Origin of the sequence: Rhodococcus sp. IEGM 1408 (assembly GCF_033142235.1) — a bacterium.
Taxonomy (GTDB): Bacteria; Actinomycetota; Actinomycetes; order Mycobacteriales; family Mycobacteriaceae; genus Dietzia.
Genome location: NZ_JAWLRW010000001.1, coordinates 36,288 through 54,373, shown reverse-complemented (window position 1 = coordinate 54,373; position 18,086 = coordinate 36,288). Strand labels below are relative to the sequence as shown.

Below are 18,086 nucleotides of genomic sequence, written 5' to 3'. Positions count from 1 at the left end.
CGTTATCTAGCCGCGCTATAATAGTGAACTGGCGCGGGGCGTTTCAGGCGAGTTCCGCCGAGCCGGGGTTCTTCTCGACATAGCGCTCCACAAACGAGCAGGCCGGCCGCACGCGCAGTCCCTCTTCGCTGGTGATCCGCAGGGCCTCTCCGACCATCTGCCCGGCGAGCCCTCGGCCGCCGAACTCCTCGGCCACCACGGTATGGGGGAACGTGCGCACGCCGCCGGAATCGCCGTAGTCCGCGTATCCCGCCACCACGTCGTCGACCAGGATCTCGAACCGGCCGGCCGCCGCGTTGCGCTGCACCCGCACGTTCTCGGCGGCCTCGTTCCCGGCCTCGTTCCCGGCGGCGCTCACGGGTGGCACTCCGGGCGGACGACCATGACCGGGCACGGCGCGGCCTGCAGCAGCGCGCGGCTGGTGGAGCCGAGGACCATGCCGGTGAAGCCGCCGCGGCCGTGGGAACCGACGACGACGAGCTGGGCGTCACGACCCTTCTCGACAAGTGCTCGGACCGCCCGATCGCGGGTGACGAACCGTTCGACGGTGACATCCGGGTAGCGACCGGAGAAGCCCGCGAGGCGTTCCGACAGCGTCTCGAGCTGCTGCTCCTCGAGTTGCTTCCAGTCCTCCTCGGTGAGGGCGATCCCGGCGGCCGCGGCCTGGACCTGCGGGTCCATCCAGGTGTGCACGGCGATGAGGGTGGTGTTGCGGGCGGAGGCCTCGGCAAAAGCCCACTCGGTGGCCTTGGCGCTGACCTCGGAGCCGTCGATGCCCACCACGACGGGGCCCGAGCGGTCGAGGTCGTCGGTGTCCTCCCGGGTCACCACGACGGGGCAGAACGCGTGGCTGGCCACGGAGGCGGAGACCGAACCGAGGACCATGCCCTTGATGCCGCCGAGACCGCGTGAGCCCAGGACGATGAGCTTGGCCTTGCGGGTGTAGTCGATCAGGACCTGCGACGGGTTGCCCTCGACGATCGCGTGCGACACCTCGATGTCGGGCGCGACCTTGAGTGCACTGGCTCTGGCCTGCTCGATGATCGGCAGGCATTCCTTCTCCAGCTCGTCGTAGACGGGCCGGGGCGGGATCATCCCCTCGGCGAACATGGCTGCGGGCATCGTGTACGTGGTCACGAGCACGAGCGGGATCCCGCGGGTGGCGGCGGTGTTGGCGGCGTAGGCGACCGCGCCGGTGGACGCGGCCGACCCGTCGACGCCTACGACTACGGAATTCTCAAGAGTGGCCATGCCCTGAGGGTAGTCGTCACATGCGGTCAGTGGACCCGCCTTCAGAACTCGTCCGGGAAGGGGGCGTTGGCCGGGTACGCCATGTTGAAGCTGCCCTGGAACGCCGGGAGGACGGCGCGGCCGGGGCCGAAGAGGAAGAAGTCGACGACGGCATCGATCATGGGTGCTCCCGAGGTAAGAGTGGTGCGTGACGCTGCAAGTGGCGTGAGGGTCTGGTGGTGCGCAGGTGAGTGTAGCCCAGCGACTAAGCTCGGCGTATGCCGAAGCCCAGACGTCTGCGTCGGCCGCTTCCGCTGCGCGACGGGGTCGACGCGGTTCGGGTCCGGCTCGCCGACCCCGGCCAGGGGCCGCGCAGCATCGCCGAGGAGCTGCGCCGGCGTTTCCCCGCCCAGCGCGCGGACCTCGACTCGGCCCTCGCCGCGGGGCAGGTGGTGACCGCCGACGGGGAACCTGTCACCGAGGCCACCCGGCGCCACCGGGGGATGGACGTCTGGACGTACCGGACCCCCGGGCCGGAGGTGCCCGTGCCCTTCGGGATCGAGATACTGCACGTTGACGATCGCCTCGTCGTCGTCGACAAGCCGCACTTCCTGGCCACCACCCCCCGCGCCGGGCACGTGACCGAGACCGCGCTGGTCCGGCTCCGCCGCGACCTCGGGCTGGACGACCTGGCGCCCGCGCACCGTCTGGACCGCCTCACCGCCGGAGTGCTGGTCCTCACCGCCGACCCGTCCGTGCGCGGCGCCTACCAGGATCTATTCGCCGCCCGGCGTGTCAGCAAGACCTATCTGGCCGTGGCCCCCGCGCCCCCGGGGACGCCCGAGGTGCGCGAGCGGTCCAGCCGGATCCACAAGACGCGCGGGATCCTCCAGGCGGCCGAGGTGGACGGCGAACCCGATGCGCACACCCGGATCACGCTGCTCGAGACCAGGGCGGGCACGAGCTCGGGGGGCTCGGGCTCGAGGGGCACGGACGCGGGCACGGACGCGGGCCCGGGCGCGCGGCTCGGCCTGTACCGACTGGAACCCACCACCGGGCGGACCCACCAGCTCCGCGTGCACATGAACGCGCTCGGCACGCCGATCCTCGGTGACGACCTCTATCCCCGCGTGCGGGAGATCGAACCGGGCGACTTCTCCCGGCCGCTGCAGTTGCTCGCCGAGTCGATCGCTTTCGTGGACCCCGTGACGGGTGAGGACCGGCGGTTCCAGACGCGTAGGACACTGGAGGCGTGGGCACCCGGGAAAGCTCAGGGTGGAAACCCGGGCCATCCCCCATCGGCATCGGCTCCGAATTCCTGCAAGCTCTAGTCCGACCACAATGATCTGGGAGAACAGATGACCACGCAGGCCGAGACCCAGCACCGGGCGGAGGGGACGCAGTTCGCTGCCGTCGCCACCGACCTCGTCATGACCTACGGCGAGGGCGAGACCGAGGTCCGCGCGCTGGATCACGTCAGCGCCTCGTTCGAGCGCGGACGCTTCACCGCCATCATGGGCCCCTCGGGCTCCGGCAAGTCCACGCTCATGCACTGCATGGCGGGCCTGGACCGGCCGACGTCGGGGTCGGTGCGGATCGGGGAGACCGAGATCGTGGGTCTGGCGGACAAGGACCTCACCGCGCTGCGCCGCGACCGGATCGGGTTCGTGTTCCAGTCCTTCAACCTCGTCCCCACGCTGACCGCGGAGGAGAACATCACGCTCCCGCAGGACATCGCGGGCCACGGCATCGACCGCGCGTGGTTCGACGAGGTGATCGGGCGCCTGGGGATCGGGAACCGGCTCTCGCACCGGCCGTCGGAGCTGTCCGGTGGTCAGCAGCAGCGCGTGGCCTGCGCGCGTGCCCTGGTGGGGCGGCCGGACATCCTGTTCGGCGACGAGCCCACCGGCAACCTCGACTCCACCTCGTCGGCGGAGGTGCTGGCGATCCTGCGCAGCGCGGCCGACGACTTCCAACAGACGGTCGTGATCGTCACCCACGATCCGCGCGCGGCCACCTACGCCGACCGCGTCCTGCTGCTGGCCGACGGCCGGGTCGTCCGCGAACTCGAGCACCCCACCGCTGACGACATCCTGGCAGCCATGGGCGCCCTCGAGGAGCTGTGATGGCCGTCGCCGGGGAGGGCAGCGCCCGCCACGCCTCCGGGAACGCCGCCCGACACTCCTCCGGGAACTCCCGGCCGATGCTGAAGGTCTCGCTGCGCAACATCGCGGCAAACAAACTGCGCCTGGTCCTCTCGGTCCTCTCCGTGGTGCTGGGTACCGCGTTCGTCACCGGGTCGCTGGTGTTCACCTCGACGCTCAAGAGCACCTTTGACGGGCTGCTCGACCAGGGCACGCAGGACCTGTCCGCGATGATCGAGCCCGAGGATCCCCGGGGCGCCGGCGTGCGGTTCGAGGTCGCCGAGCGGGCTCTCGAACTCCCCGGGGTCGAGGCGGCCACGCCCGGGGTGACCGGCACGGTCGTGCTGTTCAATTCCGACGGCACGCCCTACCAGTCCGGGGGAGCCCCGTCGGAGGGCCTGGAGTGGGTCGATCCCGAGGCCGCGGTGGGGAGCAGCGACTGGATCACCGACGGGCGGGCCCCGGCCGACGACGACGAGGTGGTCCTCCCCGTATCGGTGCTGGACAAGGCCGGGTTGGCTATCGGGGATCCCGCGCAGGTGTACACCACCTCCGCCGGCATGCTCGAGGTCACGATCGTGGGCTCCTTCGCCAGCGAGACGGACGTGGGCGGTTACGTCGGGGTCGGCTTCACCTCGGAGCGGGCCCGTGCGCTGTTCACCGACGGCGAGAACGCCCGCAACGTGGCCGTCAAGGCCGCGCCCGGGGTGAGCCAGGAGGAGGTCCGCGACACCCTCGCCGCCGAGTTCCCCGAGTACTCGGTGAGCACCGGGGCGGAGGTCAAGGAGAAGCTCTCCGAGCAGCTCTCGACCATCCTGGACTTCGTCAACTACTTCTTCGTGGCCTTCGGCCTGATCGCGCTGCTGGTGGGCACGTTCATCATCTACAACACCTTCTCCATGCTCGTCGCGCAGCGCTTGCGGGAACTCGCCCTGCTGCGGGCGATCGGCGCCACCCGCGGTCAGCTCACCCGGTCCGTGCTGGCCGAGGCCGCGCTCACCGGACTCATCGGGTCCGCGCTCGGCGTGCTGGCCGGGTTCGGCTTGGCCAAGGTCATCTTTGTGGTCCTCGAGGCCTTTGACCTGGGGATCCCCTCCGGGGACCTGGCGCTGACCCCCATGTCCGTGGTCACCCCGCTCGTGCTGGGCTTCGTCGTCACCCTGTTCTCCGCGTGGGCACCCGCCCGGCGGGCCGGACGCGTGGCCCCGGTCCAGGGCATGCGGGTCGGGGCGGCGTCGGCGGAGGCCGGTGGGGCCTGGCGCACGTCGGTCGGCGTGTTCGCCGTGGTGAGCGGACTGATGCTCGCGCTCATCGGCACCTGGCAGGACACCACCAAGAGCGGGGCGATCACGGTGGGCATCGGCGCCGCCGCGTTGATCGTCGGCAGCTTCCTGGTGATGCCCGCTCTGGCCAGGCCCATCGCCGGGGGGATCGGCCGACTCATCGGCGCCCCGTTCGGTGCGGTCGGCAAGCTGGCGGCCACCAACGCCGGCCGCAACACCCGTCGCACCGCGGCGACCGCGTTCGCCCTCACCCTCGGGCTCACCCTGGTGGCAGCGTTCGGGACCCTGGGCGCCACGACCAAGGAGAGCGTGAGCGGGCTGATCGATCAGGGGATCACGGCGGACGTGATCGTCCAGGGCGTGGCCTCCCAGGGCCCGCCGACCCCGTTGGCGGGCGGCATCGAGGACCGGATCGCCGGCGTCGACGGCGTCGGAGACGTGGCCTGGCTGGCGTTCGGCTTCGGCCAGCTCGGCGGCGAACCCCAGGGGATCGCGGCCGCCGGCGGACCCGTCGAGGAACTGCTCGAGGCGACGGTGGTCGACGGCTCACTCGAGCCCGAGGCCGACGCCCTCGTCGTCTCCCAGGATCTGGCCCGCGACAAGGGCTGGACGATGGGCACCAGTGTCCCGCTGGTCGGCCCCGACGGCACGGAGTCCACCCTGCGGGTGACCGGCATCTACACCGACGCCCAGATCCTCGGGGAGTTCTACACCGGTATGGACGTCTACGACCGGCTGGTGCCGGAAAATCTGCGCTCGACCGCGATCGTGCTGGCCAAGGCGGCCGAGGGCACGTCGCCGGACGAGGTCCTGGAAGGCGTGACCGCGGAGCTCACTGATATCCCGATCGCGACCGTGCAGAGCAAGCAGCAGTACATCGACGTCCAGTCGGGTGGGATCGACCAGCTGCTGACGATCATCTACGCCCTGCTCGGCCTGGCCCTGGTGATCGCGGTGCTGGGGATCGTCAACACCCTGGCGCTGTCGGTCATCGAGCGCCGCACCGAGATCGGCATGCTGCGGGCGATCGGCATGCAGCGGTCGCAGATCCGGCGGACGATCAACCTCGAATCCACGCAGATCGCGGTGTTCGGGGCCCTGATCGGCGCCGCCGTGGGCGTCTACCTGGGCTGGGCGTTCGTCTCCGTCCTCGCGGACAGCGGTCTCAGTGAGACCACCATCCCGTGGGGGACGATCGGGGTCGTCCTGGTGTGTTCGGCGTTCGTGGGCGTGCTCGCCTCGCTGTGGCCGGCGCACCGGGCCGCCAAGACGGGCCCGCTCGAGGCGATCGCGGACTAGTCAGCCCGGACCTGTTCGGTCCAGACCTGTTCGGTCCGTTGCGGCACTACCGCAGCAGGCCGAACAGGTTGCGCGAACCGCGGTGTTCGTGGCGAGCCAGGACGGCGCCGAGGATCTCGGCGTCGTGCTTCTGATCGACCTCCGTGGCGGACAGTCGGCCCACGGTGCGTTCCCAGAGCAGGCCCTCGTACACGGTGAGGAGGTCGAGTGCCGCCACCGCCGGATCGCGTAGGCCGGCGGCGTCGAGTGCGCTGGCGAGGTCGCTCGGGTCGAGCAGGGCGGCCACGAGGTCGGTGGTGTCCTCCTTGCCGGCGAGCTCCATTATGAGCGCGGAGCGGGCCGCGAGCTCGCCCCGGTAGTCGGCGAGGAGGCCCTCGATCATGCGGGTGAGCAACGACAGGACGTCGTCGGCGTCGGAGGACGACAGCTCCTGGATCCCCGAGACCTCGACGAATCCCCGCAGTAGCGAGGTGAGCCGGTCCACGGTGATGGAGAGGAGCTGCGCACGGGTGCGGCAGTAGTAGGACGTGGAGCCGGAGGGCAGCCCCGCCTCGGAGTCCACGGCGCGGTGGGTGAGCGCGCGGACCCCGTCCCTGGCCACCACCTCGATCGCCGAGTCGGCGATGAGCATGCGCCGGTCCTCCATGGTGGCTCCCGTCGTCGTGTTGCACGTGGCGTCTGGCTCGACCGCTGTAGCACCGGCCGTCGACGGTGACCGCCGATCCGAGCGTCAGCCTATCGTCGGAGCTCCGTTCACGGTCCGAAACAACGGCACGCCCCGGCACCGGGTTCGGTGTCGGGGCGTGCCGTTGTGAAGCGGGGGCGTGTCAGGCCGCCGTGGCGACCTTGCCGGCGCGATGCGAGCGGATGTAGTTGAGCGCAGTGTTGAGGCCGGCCCGCTGTCCCGCCTGGGTGGGGAGCACCTCGGGGACGTCCGCGAACATCCGCTCGGAGTGCGTCTCCGGGGCATCGTCCGCGGTGCGACGGAGCATGTGGTTGGGCAGCGACAGCTTTGCGATCGTCCGCCAGGTCTTGAAGTACTGCACCGGCAGCGGACCCGCCACGTAGGGGAGGTCGTACTTACGGCACACCTCGCGAACCCGCACCGACGCCTCCGCCAGGCGGTTGGAGGACATGTCCGGGTAGATGTGGTGCTCGATCTGGTACGACAGGTTCCCCGAGAGGAAGTCGACGACCGGTCCGCCGGTGATGTTGGCGCTGCCGAGCATCTGCCGCAGGTACCATTCGGCGCGCGTCTCGTTCTCGACGTCCTTCTTGGTGAACTTCTCGGCGCCGTCGGGGAAGTGCCCACAGAAGATCACGGCGTTGGTCCACACGTTGCGGATGCCGTTGGCGACGAGGTTCGCGGTGACCGTGGACTTCCAGCCCTTGCGCGAGAGCGCCGGGTAGAACACGTAGTCCTTGGCGAGCTGTCGCCCGGCCTTCTTGGCGAAGAGTGCGACCTTGCGCTTGGTCTCGGGGCGGTCGTCGCGACCCTTGACGACCTTGCCCAGCTCGAGGTGCTGGATGCCGACGCCCCACTGGAACAGCAGCGCGAGGGCCGCGTTGTAGGCGATGTTGCCGTAGTAGAAGGGGTACCAACGCTGGTCGCGCGTCACCCGGAGCACGCCGTACCCGACGTCGTCGTCCATGCCGACGATGTTGGTGTACTTGTGGTGGATGTAGTTGTGGGTCTGCTTCCAGTGCTCGCCGGTGCCGACGATGTCCCACTCCCACGTGGTGGAGTGGATCTCCGGATCGTTCATCCAGTCCCACTGCCCGTGCATGATGTTGTGCCCGAGCTCCATGTTCTCGACGATCTTGGAGAGGCCGAGCGCGCCGGCTCCGATCGCCCATGCCGTGCGGTTGCGCGAACCGACCACGAGCAGTGCGCGGGCGCCCACTTCGAGGGCGCGCTGGAAGCGGATCGTGTTGTGGATGTAGTCAGAGTCGCGCTCGCCGAGGGAACCGATGATGTCCTGGCGGATCTGCTCGAGCTCGGCACCGAGGGCTTCGATGTCGGTCTCGGAAAGGTGTGCGAATTCCGGGATGTCGGTGATTGCCATAAAGCTACGGTACCGTAACTTACGGTCGCGTAGGTAGTGTTTGTTTGGTTTGTCACTAGAGGGCTGGTAAGCAAGGCGTCTCCTTCAGTCCGTCCCCTCACCCGCGGAGGGGCCCTGACCAGGGTGGAACCTCGTTGATTCGGACGCAGATGTCACGGTTGTGTAACGTCGGTCGGGTACGTGGCGATAATCGGGTCGTCACTGCCGCGGACGGCTCCAGGTACTCCGGGAACCGGCCAGTGGCTCTGAGAATTCACGCAGACTCCAAGTGCGGTAATACGGATCGCACAACAAACCATCAAGGGGACACACCATGAGCACCAGCCTCAACACCATTTTCCTCCAGGCCATCCAGCCGGTCGTCGACATCTTCTGGACTCTGGTGTGGAGCGTCACCGGTTCGACCCTGAGCGTGCCCCGCCCGAGCGCTCCCATCGAGTGAGTGAACGCGCCGGGTAGCGATCCGGACACACGCCGGCCCGCCTCTCATCCGAGGGGCGGGCCGGTGTTTTTGGTCTGTCCCCTGGTCAGAGTCCGAACTTCTCGCTTCCGCCGAGGTCGATTGGGATCGACGCCCCGGTGATGCCCGCCCCTGCATCGCTGCACAGGTAGAGGGCCATCGAGGCGATCGCGGACGCCTCGACCCAGGGCGCCGGCAATTGGTTCATCCCGCTGAACGTCTCGGCCGCGTCCTCGAGCGTCGTGCCCGTGCCGCCCGTCATCATCGCGATCATCGACGGGTTGTCGATCATCGGCGTGCGCACGTTGCCGGGGTGGATCGAGTTGCACCGGACGTTGGAGAAGCCGAGTTCGCCGGCCAGCGACTTGGCCAGACCCCGGACGGCCCACTTGGAGGTCGTGTAGCTGGCGGTGAACGGGGCGCCGCGCAGGCCGACCATCGAGCTGATGATGATGACCGCCCCGCCCCGGCCGGTGGCCAGGATGTGGGGGATCGCCGCCGTCGTCGTCACCCAGGTGCCCTTGAGGTTGATGTCCAGGGTGGTGTCCCACTCTTCCTCGGTGCGCTCCCACGACGCGGCCGGTTGGGGGGAGACCCCGGCGTTGGTCACCACGAAGTCCAGGCCGCCCAGTTCGGTGACTCCGGCGTCGACCGCGTTCTTCATCCCGGGCAGATCGCGGACGTCGACCTGGGCCGTCACGCAGCGCTGACCGAGGGCGCGCACGGCCGCCGCTGTGGCCTCGAGGTCCTCCGGGTTCGCCATCGGATAGGGCACGGTCTCGATGTCGCGGCAGAGATCCACGGCGATGACGCCACATCCCGCCGCCGCGAACGCCTCGCAGTGCGCCCGACCCTGCCCGCGGGCGGCTCCGGTGACCAGTACGACTTTTCCGGTCATGTCGGGCGGGGTGGTGGAGGGGTGCGACATCGAGGGTCTCCTCTAGGGGTTAGGCGGCCTGTCCTGCGGGGTCGTGCAGCCTGCGGCATGCTGGAAGTGAACCGTAGACAAATAGACAGGTAGTGATCATCATGCTTCAGCGGACACTCGTCCTAGTGGATACGTCCTATTTATTAGCCAGCTTCTACAACTCGTGGGAGGAGGGTGCGCGAGGACAGTTGGAGTTGTCGCTGGCCACGGTCGTGCACCGTTTAGATCAGGTCGCCCACGGGCTCGTAGATCAGCCCGTCCAGCGCCAGAATTGGTACGACGGGATCCCGGATTCCGGCCCCCACCGCTACCAGCGGACCCTTCGCGTGATCGAGGGCGTGCAGCTCCGGGCGGGGCAGTTGATCGAATGGGGCGAGCGTCGGACTCAGAAGGCGGTTGACACCCTTCTCGTGGCGGACATGATCCTGGCCGCCTACAAGGGTCACTGCTCGGACATGGTGCTGGTGACCGGCGATGCGGACATGATCCCGGGGGTACGGGTCGCCGTGGACGCCGGCGTGCGGATGCACCTGGTGGGCTTCGGCTGGGATTCCATCTCCTCGGCCCTCCGTCACGCCTGCGACACCACGACGGTCCTGGACCCGCGCACCGACTTCAAGGACGCGATGCAGATCCGCGTCCTCGAGGGTCCGATCCCGCCGAAGGTGCGGTCTACGACGGTGCGGCCCGCGACTCCCGGCGACGAAGCCCCGGTGGCGGAGGGTGAGGGCTCGGTGGATCTGGTCGAGGTCAACTTCCGGTCCGACCGCGCCGCTGCCACCTCGGTCGCGGACGAGGCCCGACTCACGATCGCCGACGAGGAGCGAGCCGCCGACGCTGAGGAGTTGGCTGCGGACGAGCAGGATTGCGTTGTACTCACCGAGACGCAGGCGGAGGGGGCCGTCGCCGGGGCGGTCCAATCCGAGCCTCAGCCGGAGGCGATCCGGGCCGAGCCCGAGCCCGAGCCCGAGCCGCGGCCGCAGCCGCAGCCGTTCACCGGGACCCTTCCGAAGGGGAGCGTCTCGAAGCCCGAGACCCGCGAGCCACCAATCGGTCAGGCCGCGCCCGCCGGTCAGGTCCCACCCGCTGAGCAAGCCGAGCCTACCCAACAGGATCCCGAACCGACCGGTCTCGTGCCGACTCCCGGACCGGGTCCCCAGGCCAACGGCCTGTCCCGGCCCAGCCCGTCGATGATGGCGCGGCACCGCCGTCCCCTGCGGTCCAAGTTCGTCCCGCTCTCCGAGGAGGTGTGGACGTCGTCCGGCGAGCAGACCCCCTTTGACGTGGGACAGCAGTACGCCACCTGGTGGTACGAGCAGGCCGCCTCCGACGAACAGCGAGACGGGGCGCACCTGCTCTCGGGCGGCGTGCTCCCGCCGGCGATCGACCGCCCGTTGCTGCAGTTCGCATGCCAGGTGCTCAATGAGTTCACCTTGACCGAGGCTCAGCGTGTCCGGCTGCGTGACGGCTTCCACGAAGGGATCCGCGGGGTCCTGCTCAAGCACCGCTGAGGCGCCCGGCGCGCTGTCAGAACGGTGGCGGATCAAGGTCGGGGTCGTCGGACCGGTCGTCCGTCCTGCCGACCGGACGGTCGCCCCGCGCCGCGGCGACGTTATCGCGGCGCTCGGCGGCGATCCGACACGCTCGCCGGAACCAGTGGGTGCTGCGGGGCCGCGGGTCGAGCCAGGGGCGCTTGATCGTCCCCGTCTCGGTGAGGGTGTCGGAGTCTGGCGAAGTCAGCAGGCGCCAGCGGGCGAGAGGCCCTTGCGGATCGGTGACGAGAGTGTGGCCCGTGTCGGTGGTGACCGTGAGGGTTCCGTCCCGGGCGAGCCGGTAGTGCCAGGTGTGGAACGTCTTGAGTCGGTGATGGCGTCTGCACAGGCACATGAGGTTGCCTTCGACGGTGAGTCCGCCCCGGTCGGGGCCGGAGTGGTCGAAGGGAATCACATGGTCGAGGTCACAATCATCTGCTGGAACCGAACACCCCGGGTGACGGCAGGTGCCGTCGCGTAGGCGGATCCGCTTGGCGAGCTCGGCGCTGATGCGGTAGCGGCGTGCCCCTGTGGGGGAGTCCACCGCACCGGGCTTGGGGTTGGGGACAGCGATGGTCGCGCCGGCGCTCCGGGTGAGAAGGGCGATGAGCGCGTCGATCGTCGCCGGACCTCCGCGGGGGTGATAGATCTCGGGCTCGTCGCCGGGGCCGAACGGCCCCAGGACGGTGATGTTCGGCCGGATCTGCACTGCGGGGGTTCTTCCCTGGGCGTCGTCGGAGGTTTCGCCGGTGCCGGTGCCGTTACCGTTGCTGGTGCCCAGGACCGCGTCGACCAGGGCGTCCGCCCGGCGTTCGTCCTTGGTTCGGTGCGAGTCGGCATCGAGCGGCTGGCCGGCGCCGTTGCGGACGGCCTCGACGCGGGCTAGTTTCTCGCGGGCGAGGCCCTCGCGGACGGTGTCCTCAAGGACCTCGTTCAGTGCCTCGGCCTCAGACGAGGTGAGATGGGCGTGCAGGTCGGCCATTCCGTCCACGGCGCGCCGGATGCGGACCCGGCGCTCCCGGACGGCGGCGGCGGCCCGGGCGAGGACCCCCTCGGGGTCGTGAGCCGCGATGATGCGGTCTGTCTGCGCCAGGATCGCCGAACGTCCGGGCCGGTCACCGGACTTGATGGAGTCCAGTAACCAGTCCACCACGAGGCGGTGCACGGAATCTATGACCGAAGAATCGACCGTCCGCATATGCCGGGCCAGCATTTCCGCCGTGCGCTCGTCCAGGAGGCCGGACTCCATCGCCTCGACGATCCCCGGGTACCGGGTCACGAGGGTGCGGGCCAGGGTGAGCATGGCCGCGGCGCGGTTGTGGTGGACGCCGTACGTCGCCACCAGTTCCGCGCAGGCCACATCACGAGGGTCGAGCACCGCGTGGTCCGCCGGGCGCTCGGGGCCGTCGGGTTCGTAGTAGCCGGCTTCGAGGTCGCGGAGCAACTGTTCTTCCTCGCACAGGTCGTGCAGGGCGTGGCAGGCACGCAGACGGGCGGCGGCTGCGCGGTTCTCGGCGCGGAGCGCGTCGAGAGCGGCAAGCCCGGCCGCTGCGATACCCGAAACGCGTTCTGTGGTCATCCGACTCGCCCCCTCCTCTTGACCGTTGTTGCATCGCCCGTGTGTTCGATATTCAAAGACTAGCAGCGGGGTACGACACGATGCTCTGCCTGCGGCGATGACAGCGCAGGGCGGGGTCGCCCGGATCAACCAGCCGGGGTCGCCCGGATCAACCAGCCGGGCTCACCCGCCCAGGAGCTCGCGGTAGTAATTGGACAGGCCGGGGTGGTAGTCGGGCTCGAAGTTGAGTGCCTCCGGGTCCCGGCCCGCCTCGGCCTCAACCAACCGGTCCAGGTAGAAATCCCACCCGGGACCGATGTCGGAGGCGGACTGGGCGTCTGCGATGTCCTGTTCCAGGGAGATGACCGCCTCGTCGTCGTCGCCCTCGACCCGCACGGTGAGGAGCCACCCGTCCGGTCCGGTCCTGACGACGAGGAGGCCCGGCGCCTCACAGGTCACCACCTCGACCCCGTCGACCGGATCGCCCTCCTCCGCGGTCATCGTGAGTTGAACGGTTCCCGATGCCGGGTCGCCCGACCACGGGCCGATCCACCGGGCGGTGCGGGCCGGATCGGTGACCGCCGCCCACGCCTGCTCGCGGGAAATCGGCAGGCGGCGGGGAAACACGACGGCCCCGGAGTCGTTGAGATAGCCGGAGGCGGTGGGAGTGGTGGACATGGCGTCTCCTCGGGGGTCTCGAGAGGCGCCACGGCGGTATCGGCTCAGCCCGGGGGCCGGTCCAGCTCAGGCTCAGCCCGGGGGCCGGTCCGGCTCAGATCTAGCGCAGCACCGGCATCAGCGTATCGCGCATCGGAGCCAGGAAACGGCTGAAATTATCCCAGTTGTGAAGGCCGGTGGGTAGGTAGTCCACGGTGGCGGCGATGCCCAGCTCGTCCAGTCGCCGGTCCATCTCGACTGTGCAGGCGTGGGTGGCGATCTCGAGCCCGGTGCCCTGGGAGAACTTGAGCAGGTCGCGGTTGTTGCGCTGCCACTCGGTGGCGTCGGGCATGCCGTTGGCGGTGGCGAAGTACAGGGTCTTGCCGCGCAGCTTCTCGGCGTGCAGCAGCCCGTCGTTCTCCGCGTAGGCCGGGTCGGTGCGCGGGCCCCACATGTTGGCGATGTTGCCGCTGCGGGTCTCGGCGACGATCTTGGCCAGGGCGAAGCCCAGATCGTCGCGGGCGGTGTAGCAGCCGCAGATCGAGCCGACCGCGGTGTACAGGTCCGGGCGACTCTCGGCGATGGTGACCGCGCTGGCCGCGCCCATGGACAGACCGGCGATGCCGCGCTTGCCGTTGAACGGCAGGGCGCCGCCCTCGAGCAGCGGCGGCAGCTCCTCGGTGAGGAAGGTCTGCCACTTGTTGCGGCTCAGGACCGGGTCGTCGTTCTTCCAGTCGGCGTGCAGGGAACCATCCGCGCGCGCGGGCATGACCAGGGTGACGTGCTCGCGCGCAAAGGTGTCCTGGACGTTGCCGGGCAGCAGCCAACCGCTGGGGGAGGGCGAGTCGACGCCGTCCAGGAGGTAGAGCATCGGGGCCGGGGTGTCGGTGGCGGGCCGCCAGATCTCGACCGGCAGTACACGGTTCATCGATTTGGACGCGATCCACCAGCGCTCGAAGCGGGTGTCGCCGCCGGCCACCCGCGGGTCGCCGATGTCCTTGCCCCGCACCTCGGTGACGGTGACCGGCTGGGGTTCCATGCCGATCGGCGGGGTGGCCAGGGTGTTCTGCGAACCGGTGCCCAGCTGCGGCAGCGTGCCCAGGCCGATAAGCGAGTCCGTCCCCGTGGAACCGGTGGAGCCGACCTGGGCGGAGCCGGCGCCCGCGCTCGACGGGTCCACGCTGCCCCCGACCGAGTTGATTGCGCCGATGTCCGCAGAGGAACCGGGAACCGACTGCGCCGCGACGGGCGAGGCGGCGCCGCCGATCAGCGCGAGGGCCAGCACCGGAGCGAGCGCTGCCCCGAGCCGGGCGGTCGGACGGGAGCTGTGGGTCACGGGGTTCCTCATTCGTTCGCGGCGGGCATGCGACCGACGGGGAACCCGGGACCGCGCGCTGATGACAATAGAACCCGCAGCCGCCGGGCGAAAGTCCTTACTCCCGGGTGTCCCGCGGGAACGTCGGGCCGGAGGGGTCGGAGCCGGCGGGGTCAGAGGGGCCGGAGGAGTCAGAGGTCCCCGGGGTGTGCCCGCCCGCGTCGGCCTGTCCGGGCTCCCCTGCTCCCTCGGTCAGCTGGGGGCTGGACCCGGAGCCGGACCCGGCGCCTTCGACTGCCGCGCCGGCGCCGCCGGTCAGGCCCATGGACGCGCGGATCTGCTCGAGCTTGGACCGGCCCTGCGACTCGCGGGTGAACGCGGCGGCGTCGAGCTGCGCGCTGGACGCCGCCCCCGTGGCCTCCGCGAGCTCCTGCTTGCCGAGCGCTGTGGTGTAGCGGCCCTCGATCTTGGCGCGGATCTCGTCGAACGTCGGGGAGTTGCCGCCGCCCACGCCCTCCAGGGACAGGGATTCGGAGCTGCGGTGCTGCATCTCGGCCTGCGTGGCCTGGAGCAGCAGCTGGTCCTCCTGGGCGAGGATCTCGCGAAGCCGGTGCTCGGACTCCTTGACCGCGTGTTTGGCCTGCTCGGCGGCCTGGACCGCCTGCCCGTGGAGCTGGCGGGTGTGCTCCAGATCCTGCTCCAGCGTGACCAGCCGGCCGGCCAACTGCTCGGCCTGGGTGTCGAACTGGGCGGCCCTGGCAGCGTCGCCCTCGGCCCGCGCCGACTCGGCCACCTGCAGGGTCTGCCGGACCTGCCCCTGGACCTCGTCGAGCTGGCGGGCCTTGGTTCCCATGGTGATCTCGAGCTGCTTGGCGTTGCCGATCACCGCGGCCGCCTGATCCGCCACCGACTTGTGCTGCTGCCGGGCGTTGTCCATGGCCTGGCGGACGAGGATCTTGGGGTCCGCGTTGTCGTCGACCTTCTGGTCGAGCGAGGCCTTGAGGTAGTTCCAGCCCTTGGAGAACGGGTTCGGCATGGCGGTTCCTAACTTTCGCGGCGGCTTCTACTTCTTGACGGTACCGAGCAGCGCGGCCACCGGCAGGGCGGTCCGCGGCAGGTACGGCTGGCGCCACAGCCCGCCGGAGGCCGCGCCGTGCGACTCGTGCTCCCACTGGACGGTCACGTCCGGCCGCCCCACGTTGAGGTCGTGGACCATCAGCGCGGCGAGGAGTGCCGATGAGGTGGCGGCCTCGAAGATCTCGATGCCGAACACGTGGGCGCCCTTGTACGTGGCGGCGAGGATCTTGTTCTTGGTGACCGAGTGCGTGTTGGTGGCGGGCGCGACGTTGACGGAGACGGTGTGGCCGTCCGCGAACGCGGTGGTGGCGCGCCAGCGCTGGACCCGCTTGGCCAGGGTGTAGTTGGGGCCCTGCTGGGGGACCAGGGCGTCGTGCACCGCGGGTCCGTGACCCTTCTCGTAGTTGCGGTGGAACACCTTGCGGCGGGTGAGCGCGCCGACGATCTTCTTCACGTCGGTGGCCTTGCGCGCGGTGAGGGCGGCGTCCGAGGCCTCCCGCACGTCGGTGGGGACGACGAAGGTGTCCATCGGGGTGGCGAGATAAGCGAGGGCGTCGGCCGTCCCGTCCCCCAGGAGGTCGACGACGAGGGCGTCGGCTGCGGAGGAGAGCTGGACGTGGGTCCCGCCGTCGGCGTAGAAGTAGCTGCCGATGGTGAGGGGAGCCGGGGCGGCGGACCGGGCCCAGGCCGCGATCTCCGGGAGCTGGGTCAGCAGGTCCACGCCCGGGCGACCCTCGGGATCGGTCGGAACGTGGAGCCGGCCCGCGAACGCGGAGGACTCCCCGCGGAAGCGATCCCACGCCGGGCTCGAGGGCAGGTCGACGCCCAGGACGTCGGCGCCCCACCGTAGGAGCTGGCCGGTCGGACCCATCTCCGAACCGAGGCCCAGGACGAGCATGGCGCGCCCCGGGAGCGAGAGCCACTCCGGGTTGTCCTGCACCAGTCGGATCGCGGCAGCGCAGCTCGGTTCGATCACGCCGCCGTCGACCCACTTGTCCAGCCGGTCGCGGAGCGCCGCGCCGGTGAGGTTCTCACCGCGGTAGGGGATGGAGAGCTCGCGGACGGGGGTCGCCGTGCCCTGGATCGTCTCGGTCCCCGGGGTGGATCGCGGCTCGACGACGGCGAGGTAGTCCGACATCGGGGTCTCGACCGGTTTCCCGTCGACCTCGTGCACGCCCACCATCCTGGACTGGAGCGAGTCGAGTGCGGCGCGGGCCGCTCCGTCCCATTTGGCGGGGTCTGCGACGCCGGCGCTGACCATCTCGGTGAAGGGCGCGATGTAGCCCTTCCGCCAGTCCTTTATCTTCGGGACCCGCTCGGCCGCGGCGGGGTCGACGACGGCGAGAGCATCAGCGACGACCTGCTTGGCCAGCCGCGCGGTCGAACGGTTCCCGTCGGAATCGGTGGGGAACTGTACTCCGGTGCTACTCGACGACATATCGCTCCTGGGGTGGATGGGTGTGACTTTTCCGAGGGTATCCTCAAGTTCGATCATCGCGAGGCCGGACTGCGCGCGACTTCGGGCAGGTTGGCTCGAGAACGTTTAAACGTGATCAAGGTCACTATTGCCGATAAGTGCCGGCTGATATGTACAAATGTTTACTTATTAAGGTTTGTATAACACGAGGTAGCGGCACAAGTAGCGGGTCACCGGCACAATTCATAGTCGGACCTCGCTGTCTGGGGCAGGGCAGGTAGCTGGGTATTTCCTGTGCTGTTTCTGTCCCTTTGTAACGCGCTCAGATAAGTGGCCGATAAGGTGATGGAACGATCCGACGGTGGTGGCCTTGAGCCGACGCTGGACCGGGCGACAGGGTGCGAAGCCTGGTCGCCGGGTCGTCAACATCAACGAAAGGCACTTTCTATGAAGAATGCAAAGCGCATGATGGCCGTTATCGCGGCCTCCGGCCTCGTTCTCGCCGGACTGCCGGGCATCGCCAACGCACAGGGCAGCGCCGATCTCGGCCTCGGCCTCGGTTTGGGCCTGGGAGACTCCCTCGGGCTCGGCCTCAATCTCGATGCTGCGCTCGGCTCGGCCGACCCGGCCACTGGCTCGCTCAGCGACCTGACGGGTTCCGCTGATCCGGCCACGGGTTCGCTCTCGGGCCTCACGGGTTCGGCTGATCCGGCCACGGGTTCGGCTTCTGACTCCGCTGATCCGGCGACGGGTTCGCTGTCGGGCCTCACGGGTTCGGCTGATCCGGCCACGGGTTCGGCTTCTGACTCCGCTGATCCGGCGACGGGTTCACTCGCCCCGATCATTGCCAACCTCGGCTCCAGCGATCTGGCCACGGGTTCGGCTTCTGATTCGTCTGATCCGGCCACGGGTTCGCTCGCGACCCTGACCGGTTCGGTTTCCGATTCGGCTGATCTGGCCACGGGTTCGGCTTCTGATTCGTCTGATCCGGCGACGGGTTCGCTCGCGACCCTGACCGGTTCGGTTTCCGATTCGGCTGATCCGGCCACGGGTTCGGCTTCTGATTCGTCTGATCCGGCGACGGGTTCGCTCGCGACCCTGACCGGTTCGGTTTCCGATT

At 69.4% G+C, this 18,086-nt stretch carries 15 protein-coding genes and 1 pseudogene; 6 read left to right on the top strand and 10 right to left on the bottom strand.

The annotated features are described in order from the left end of the window. Positions 1-43: 43 nt before the first annotated feature. Both R4P08_RS00240 and R4P08_RS00235 read right to left on the bottom strand, forming a co-directional pair. Positions 44-358, bottom strand: a complete 315-nt coding sequence (locus R4P08_RS00240; protein WP_317811741.1) for a GNAT family N-acetyltransferase — start codon at positions 356-358, stop codon at positions 44-46. Continuing rightward, positions 355-1,251 carry a universal stress protein gene (locus R4P08_RS00235; protein WP_317811740.1) on the bottom strand — a complete coding sequence of 299 codons (897 nt, stop codon included), beginning with the start codon at positions 1,249-1,251 and terminating at the stop codon, positions 355-357. The genes R4P08_RS00240 and R4P08_RS00235 overlap by 4 nt, the downstream gene beginning before the upstream one ends. A 257-nt stretch (positions 1,252-1,508) precedes the next feature. Between R4P08_RS00235 and R4P08_RS00230 the strand changes: the two genes are divergently transcribed. The 3 genes from R4P08_RS00230 to R4P08_RS00220 are packed head-to-tail and all read left to right on the top strand — an operon-like array spanning position 1,509 to position 5,956. Next, on the top strand, positions 1,509-2,561 hold the full coding sequence (locus R4P08_RS00230; protein ID WP_317811739.1) for a pseudouridine synthase: 1,053 nt from the start codon (positions 1,509-1,511) through the stop codon (positions 2,559-2,561). Between the two features lie 27 nt (positions 2,562-2,588). After that, positions 2,589-3,356, top strand: coding sequence for an ABC transporter ATP-binding protein (locus R4P08_RS00225; protein ID WP_317811738.1), 768 nt, complete (start codon positions 2,589-2,591; stop codon positions 3,354-3,356). Further along, complete coding sequence (locus tag R4P08_RS00220; protein ID WP_317811736.1) at positions 3,356-5,956, top strand: ABC transporter permease; 2,601 nt, start codon at positions 3,356-3,358, stop codon at positions 5,954-5,956. Before R4P08_RS00225 ends, R4P08_RS00220 begins: the two co-directional genes overlap by 1 nt. Positions 5,957-6,002: 46 nt before the next feature. Here R4P08_RS00220 and R4P08_RS00215 read toward each other — a convergent pair whose 3' ends face one another. Both R4P08_RS00215 and R4P08_RS00210 read right to left on the bottom strand, forming a co-directional pair. Continuing rightward, positions 6,003-6,602, bottom strand: coding sequence for a transcriptional regulator (locus R4P08_RS00215; protein ID WP_317811735.1), 600 nt, complete (start codon positions 6,600-6,602; stop codon positions 6,003-6,005). A gap of 181 nt (positions 6,603-6,783) precedes the next feature. Continuing rightward, positions 6,784-8,022: an acyl-CoA desaturase gene (locus R4P08_RS00210; protein WP_317811734.1), complete on the bottom strand. Its 1,239-nt coding sequence runs from the start codon at positions 8,020-8,022 to the stop codon at positions 6,784-6,786. Between the two features lie 313 nt (positions 8,023-8,335). Between R4P08_RS00210 and R4P08_RS00205 the strand changes: the two genes are divergently transcribed. After that, positions 8,336-8,464 (top strand): hypothetical protein, encoded by a 129-nt coding sequence (locus tag R4P08_RS00205; RefSeq protein WP_317811733.1) that lies wholly within the window; start codon positions 8,336-8,338, stop codon positions 8,462-8,464. Between the two features lie 85 nt (positions 8,465-8,549). Here the strand turns inward: R4P08_RS00205 and R4P08_RS00200 are convergent, their stop codons facing one another. Further along, positions 8,550-9,410 (bottom strand): mycofactocin-coupled SDR family oxidoreductase, encoded by an 861-nt coding sequence (locus R4P08_RS00200; RefSeq protein WP_317811732.1) that lies wholly within the window; start codon positions 9,408-9,410, stop codon positions 8,550-8,552. A gap of 101 nt (positions 9,411-9,511) precedes the next feature. Here R4P08_RS00200 and R4P08_RS00195 point away from each other — a divergent pair, with 101 nt between their 5' ends. Further along, positions 9,512-10,921: an NYN domain-containing protein gene (locus R4P08_RS00195; RefSeq protein ID WP_317811731.1), complete on the top strand. Its 1,410-nt coding sequence runs from the start codon at positions 9,512-9,514 to the stop codon at positions 10,919-10,921. A 16-nt stretch (positions 10,922-10,937) separates the two neighbouring features. Here the strand turns inward: R4P08_RS00195 and R4P08_RS00190 are convergent, their stop codons facing one another. The 5 genes from R4P08_RS00190 to R4P08_RS00170 form a co-directional block, all read right to left on the bottom strand. Next, complete coding sequence (locus tag R4P08_RS00190) at positions 10,938-12,521, bottom strand: HNH endonuclease signature motif containing protein (protein WP_317811730.1); 1,584 nt, start codon at positions 12,519-12,521, stop codon at positions 10,938-10,940. Positions 12,522-12,683: 162 nt separating this feature from the next. Continuing rightward, positions 12,684-13,178, bottom strand: a complete 495-nt coding sequence (locus tag R4P08_RS00185) for an SRPBCC domain-containing protein (protein ID WP_317811729.1) — start codon at positions 13,176-13,178, stop codon at positions 12,684-12,686. Between the two features lie 100 nt (positions 13,179-13,278). Further along, positions 13,279-14,493 (bottom strand): alpha/beta hydrolase family protein, encoded by a 1,215-nt coding sequence (locus tag R4P08_RS00180; protein WP_317811728.1) that lies wholly within the window; start codon positions 14,491-14,493, stop codon positions 13,279-13,281. Between the two features lie 97 nt (positions 14,494-14,590). Next, the gene (locus R4P08_RS00175) at positions 14,591-15,508 is read right to left on the bottom strand and encodes a PspA/IM30 family protein (protein ID WP_317811727.1); all 918 of its coding nucleotides are present in this window, start codon (positions 15,506-15,508) and stop codon (positions 14,591-14,593) included. 27 nt (positions 15,509-15,535) lie between these two features. Further along, positions 15,536-16,987, bottom strand: coding sequence for a hypothetical protein (locus R4P08_RS00170; protein WP_317811726.1), 1,452 nt, complete (start codon positions 16,985-16,987; stop codon positions 15,536-15,538). Positions 16,988-17,296: 309 nt separating this feature from the next. On the opposite strand from R4P08_RS00170, the pseudogene R4P08_RS00165 reads away from it, so the two are divergent. After that, positions 17,297-18,086, top strand: a pseudogene (locus R4P08_RS00165) (hypothetical protein); the annotation flags it as partial.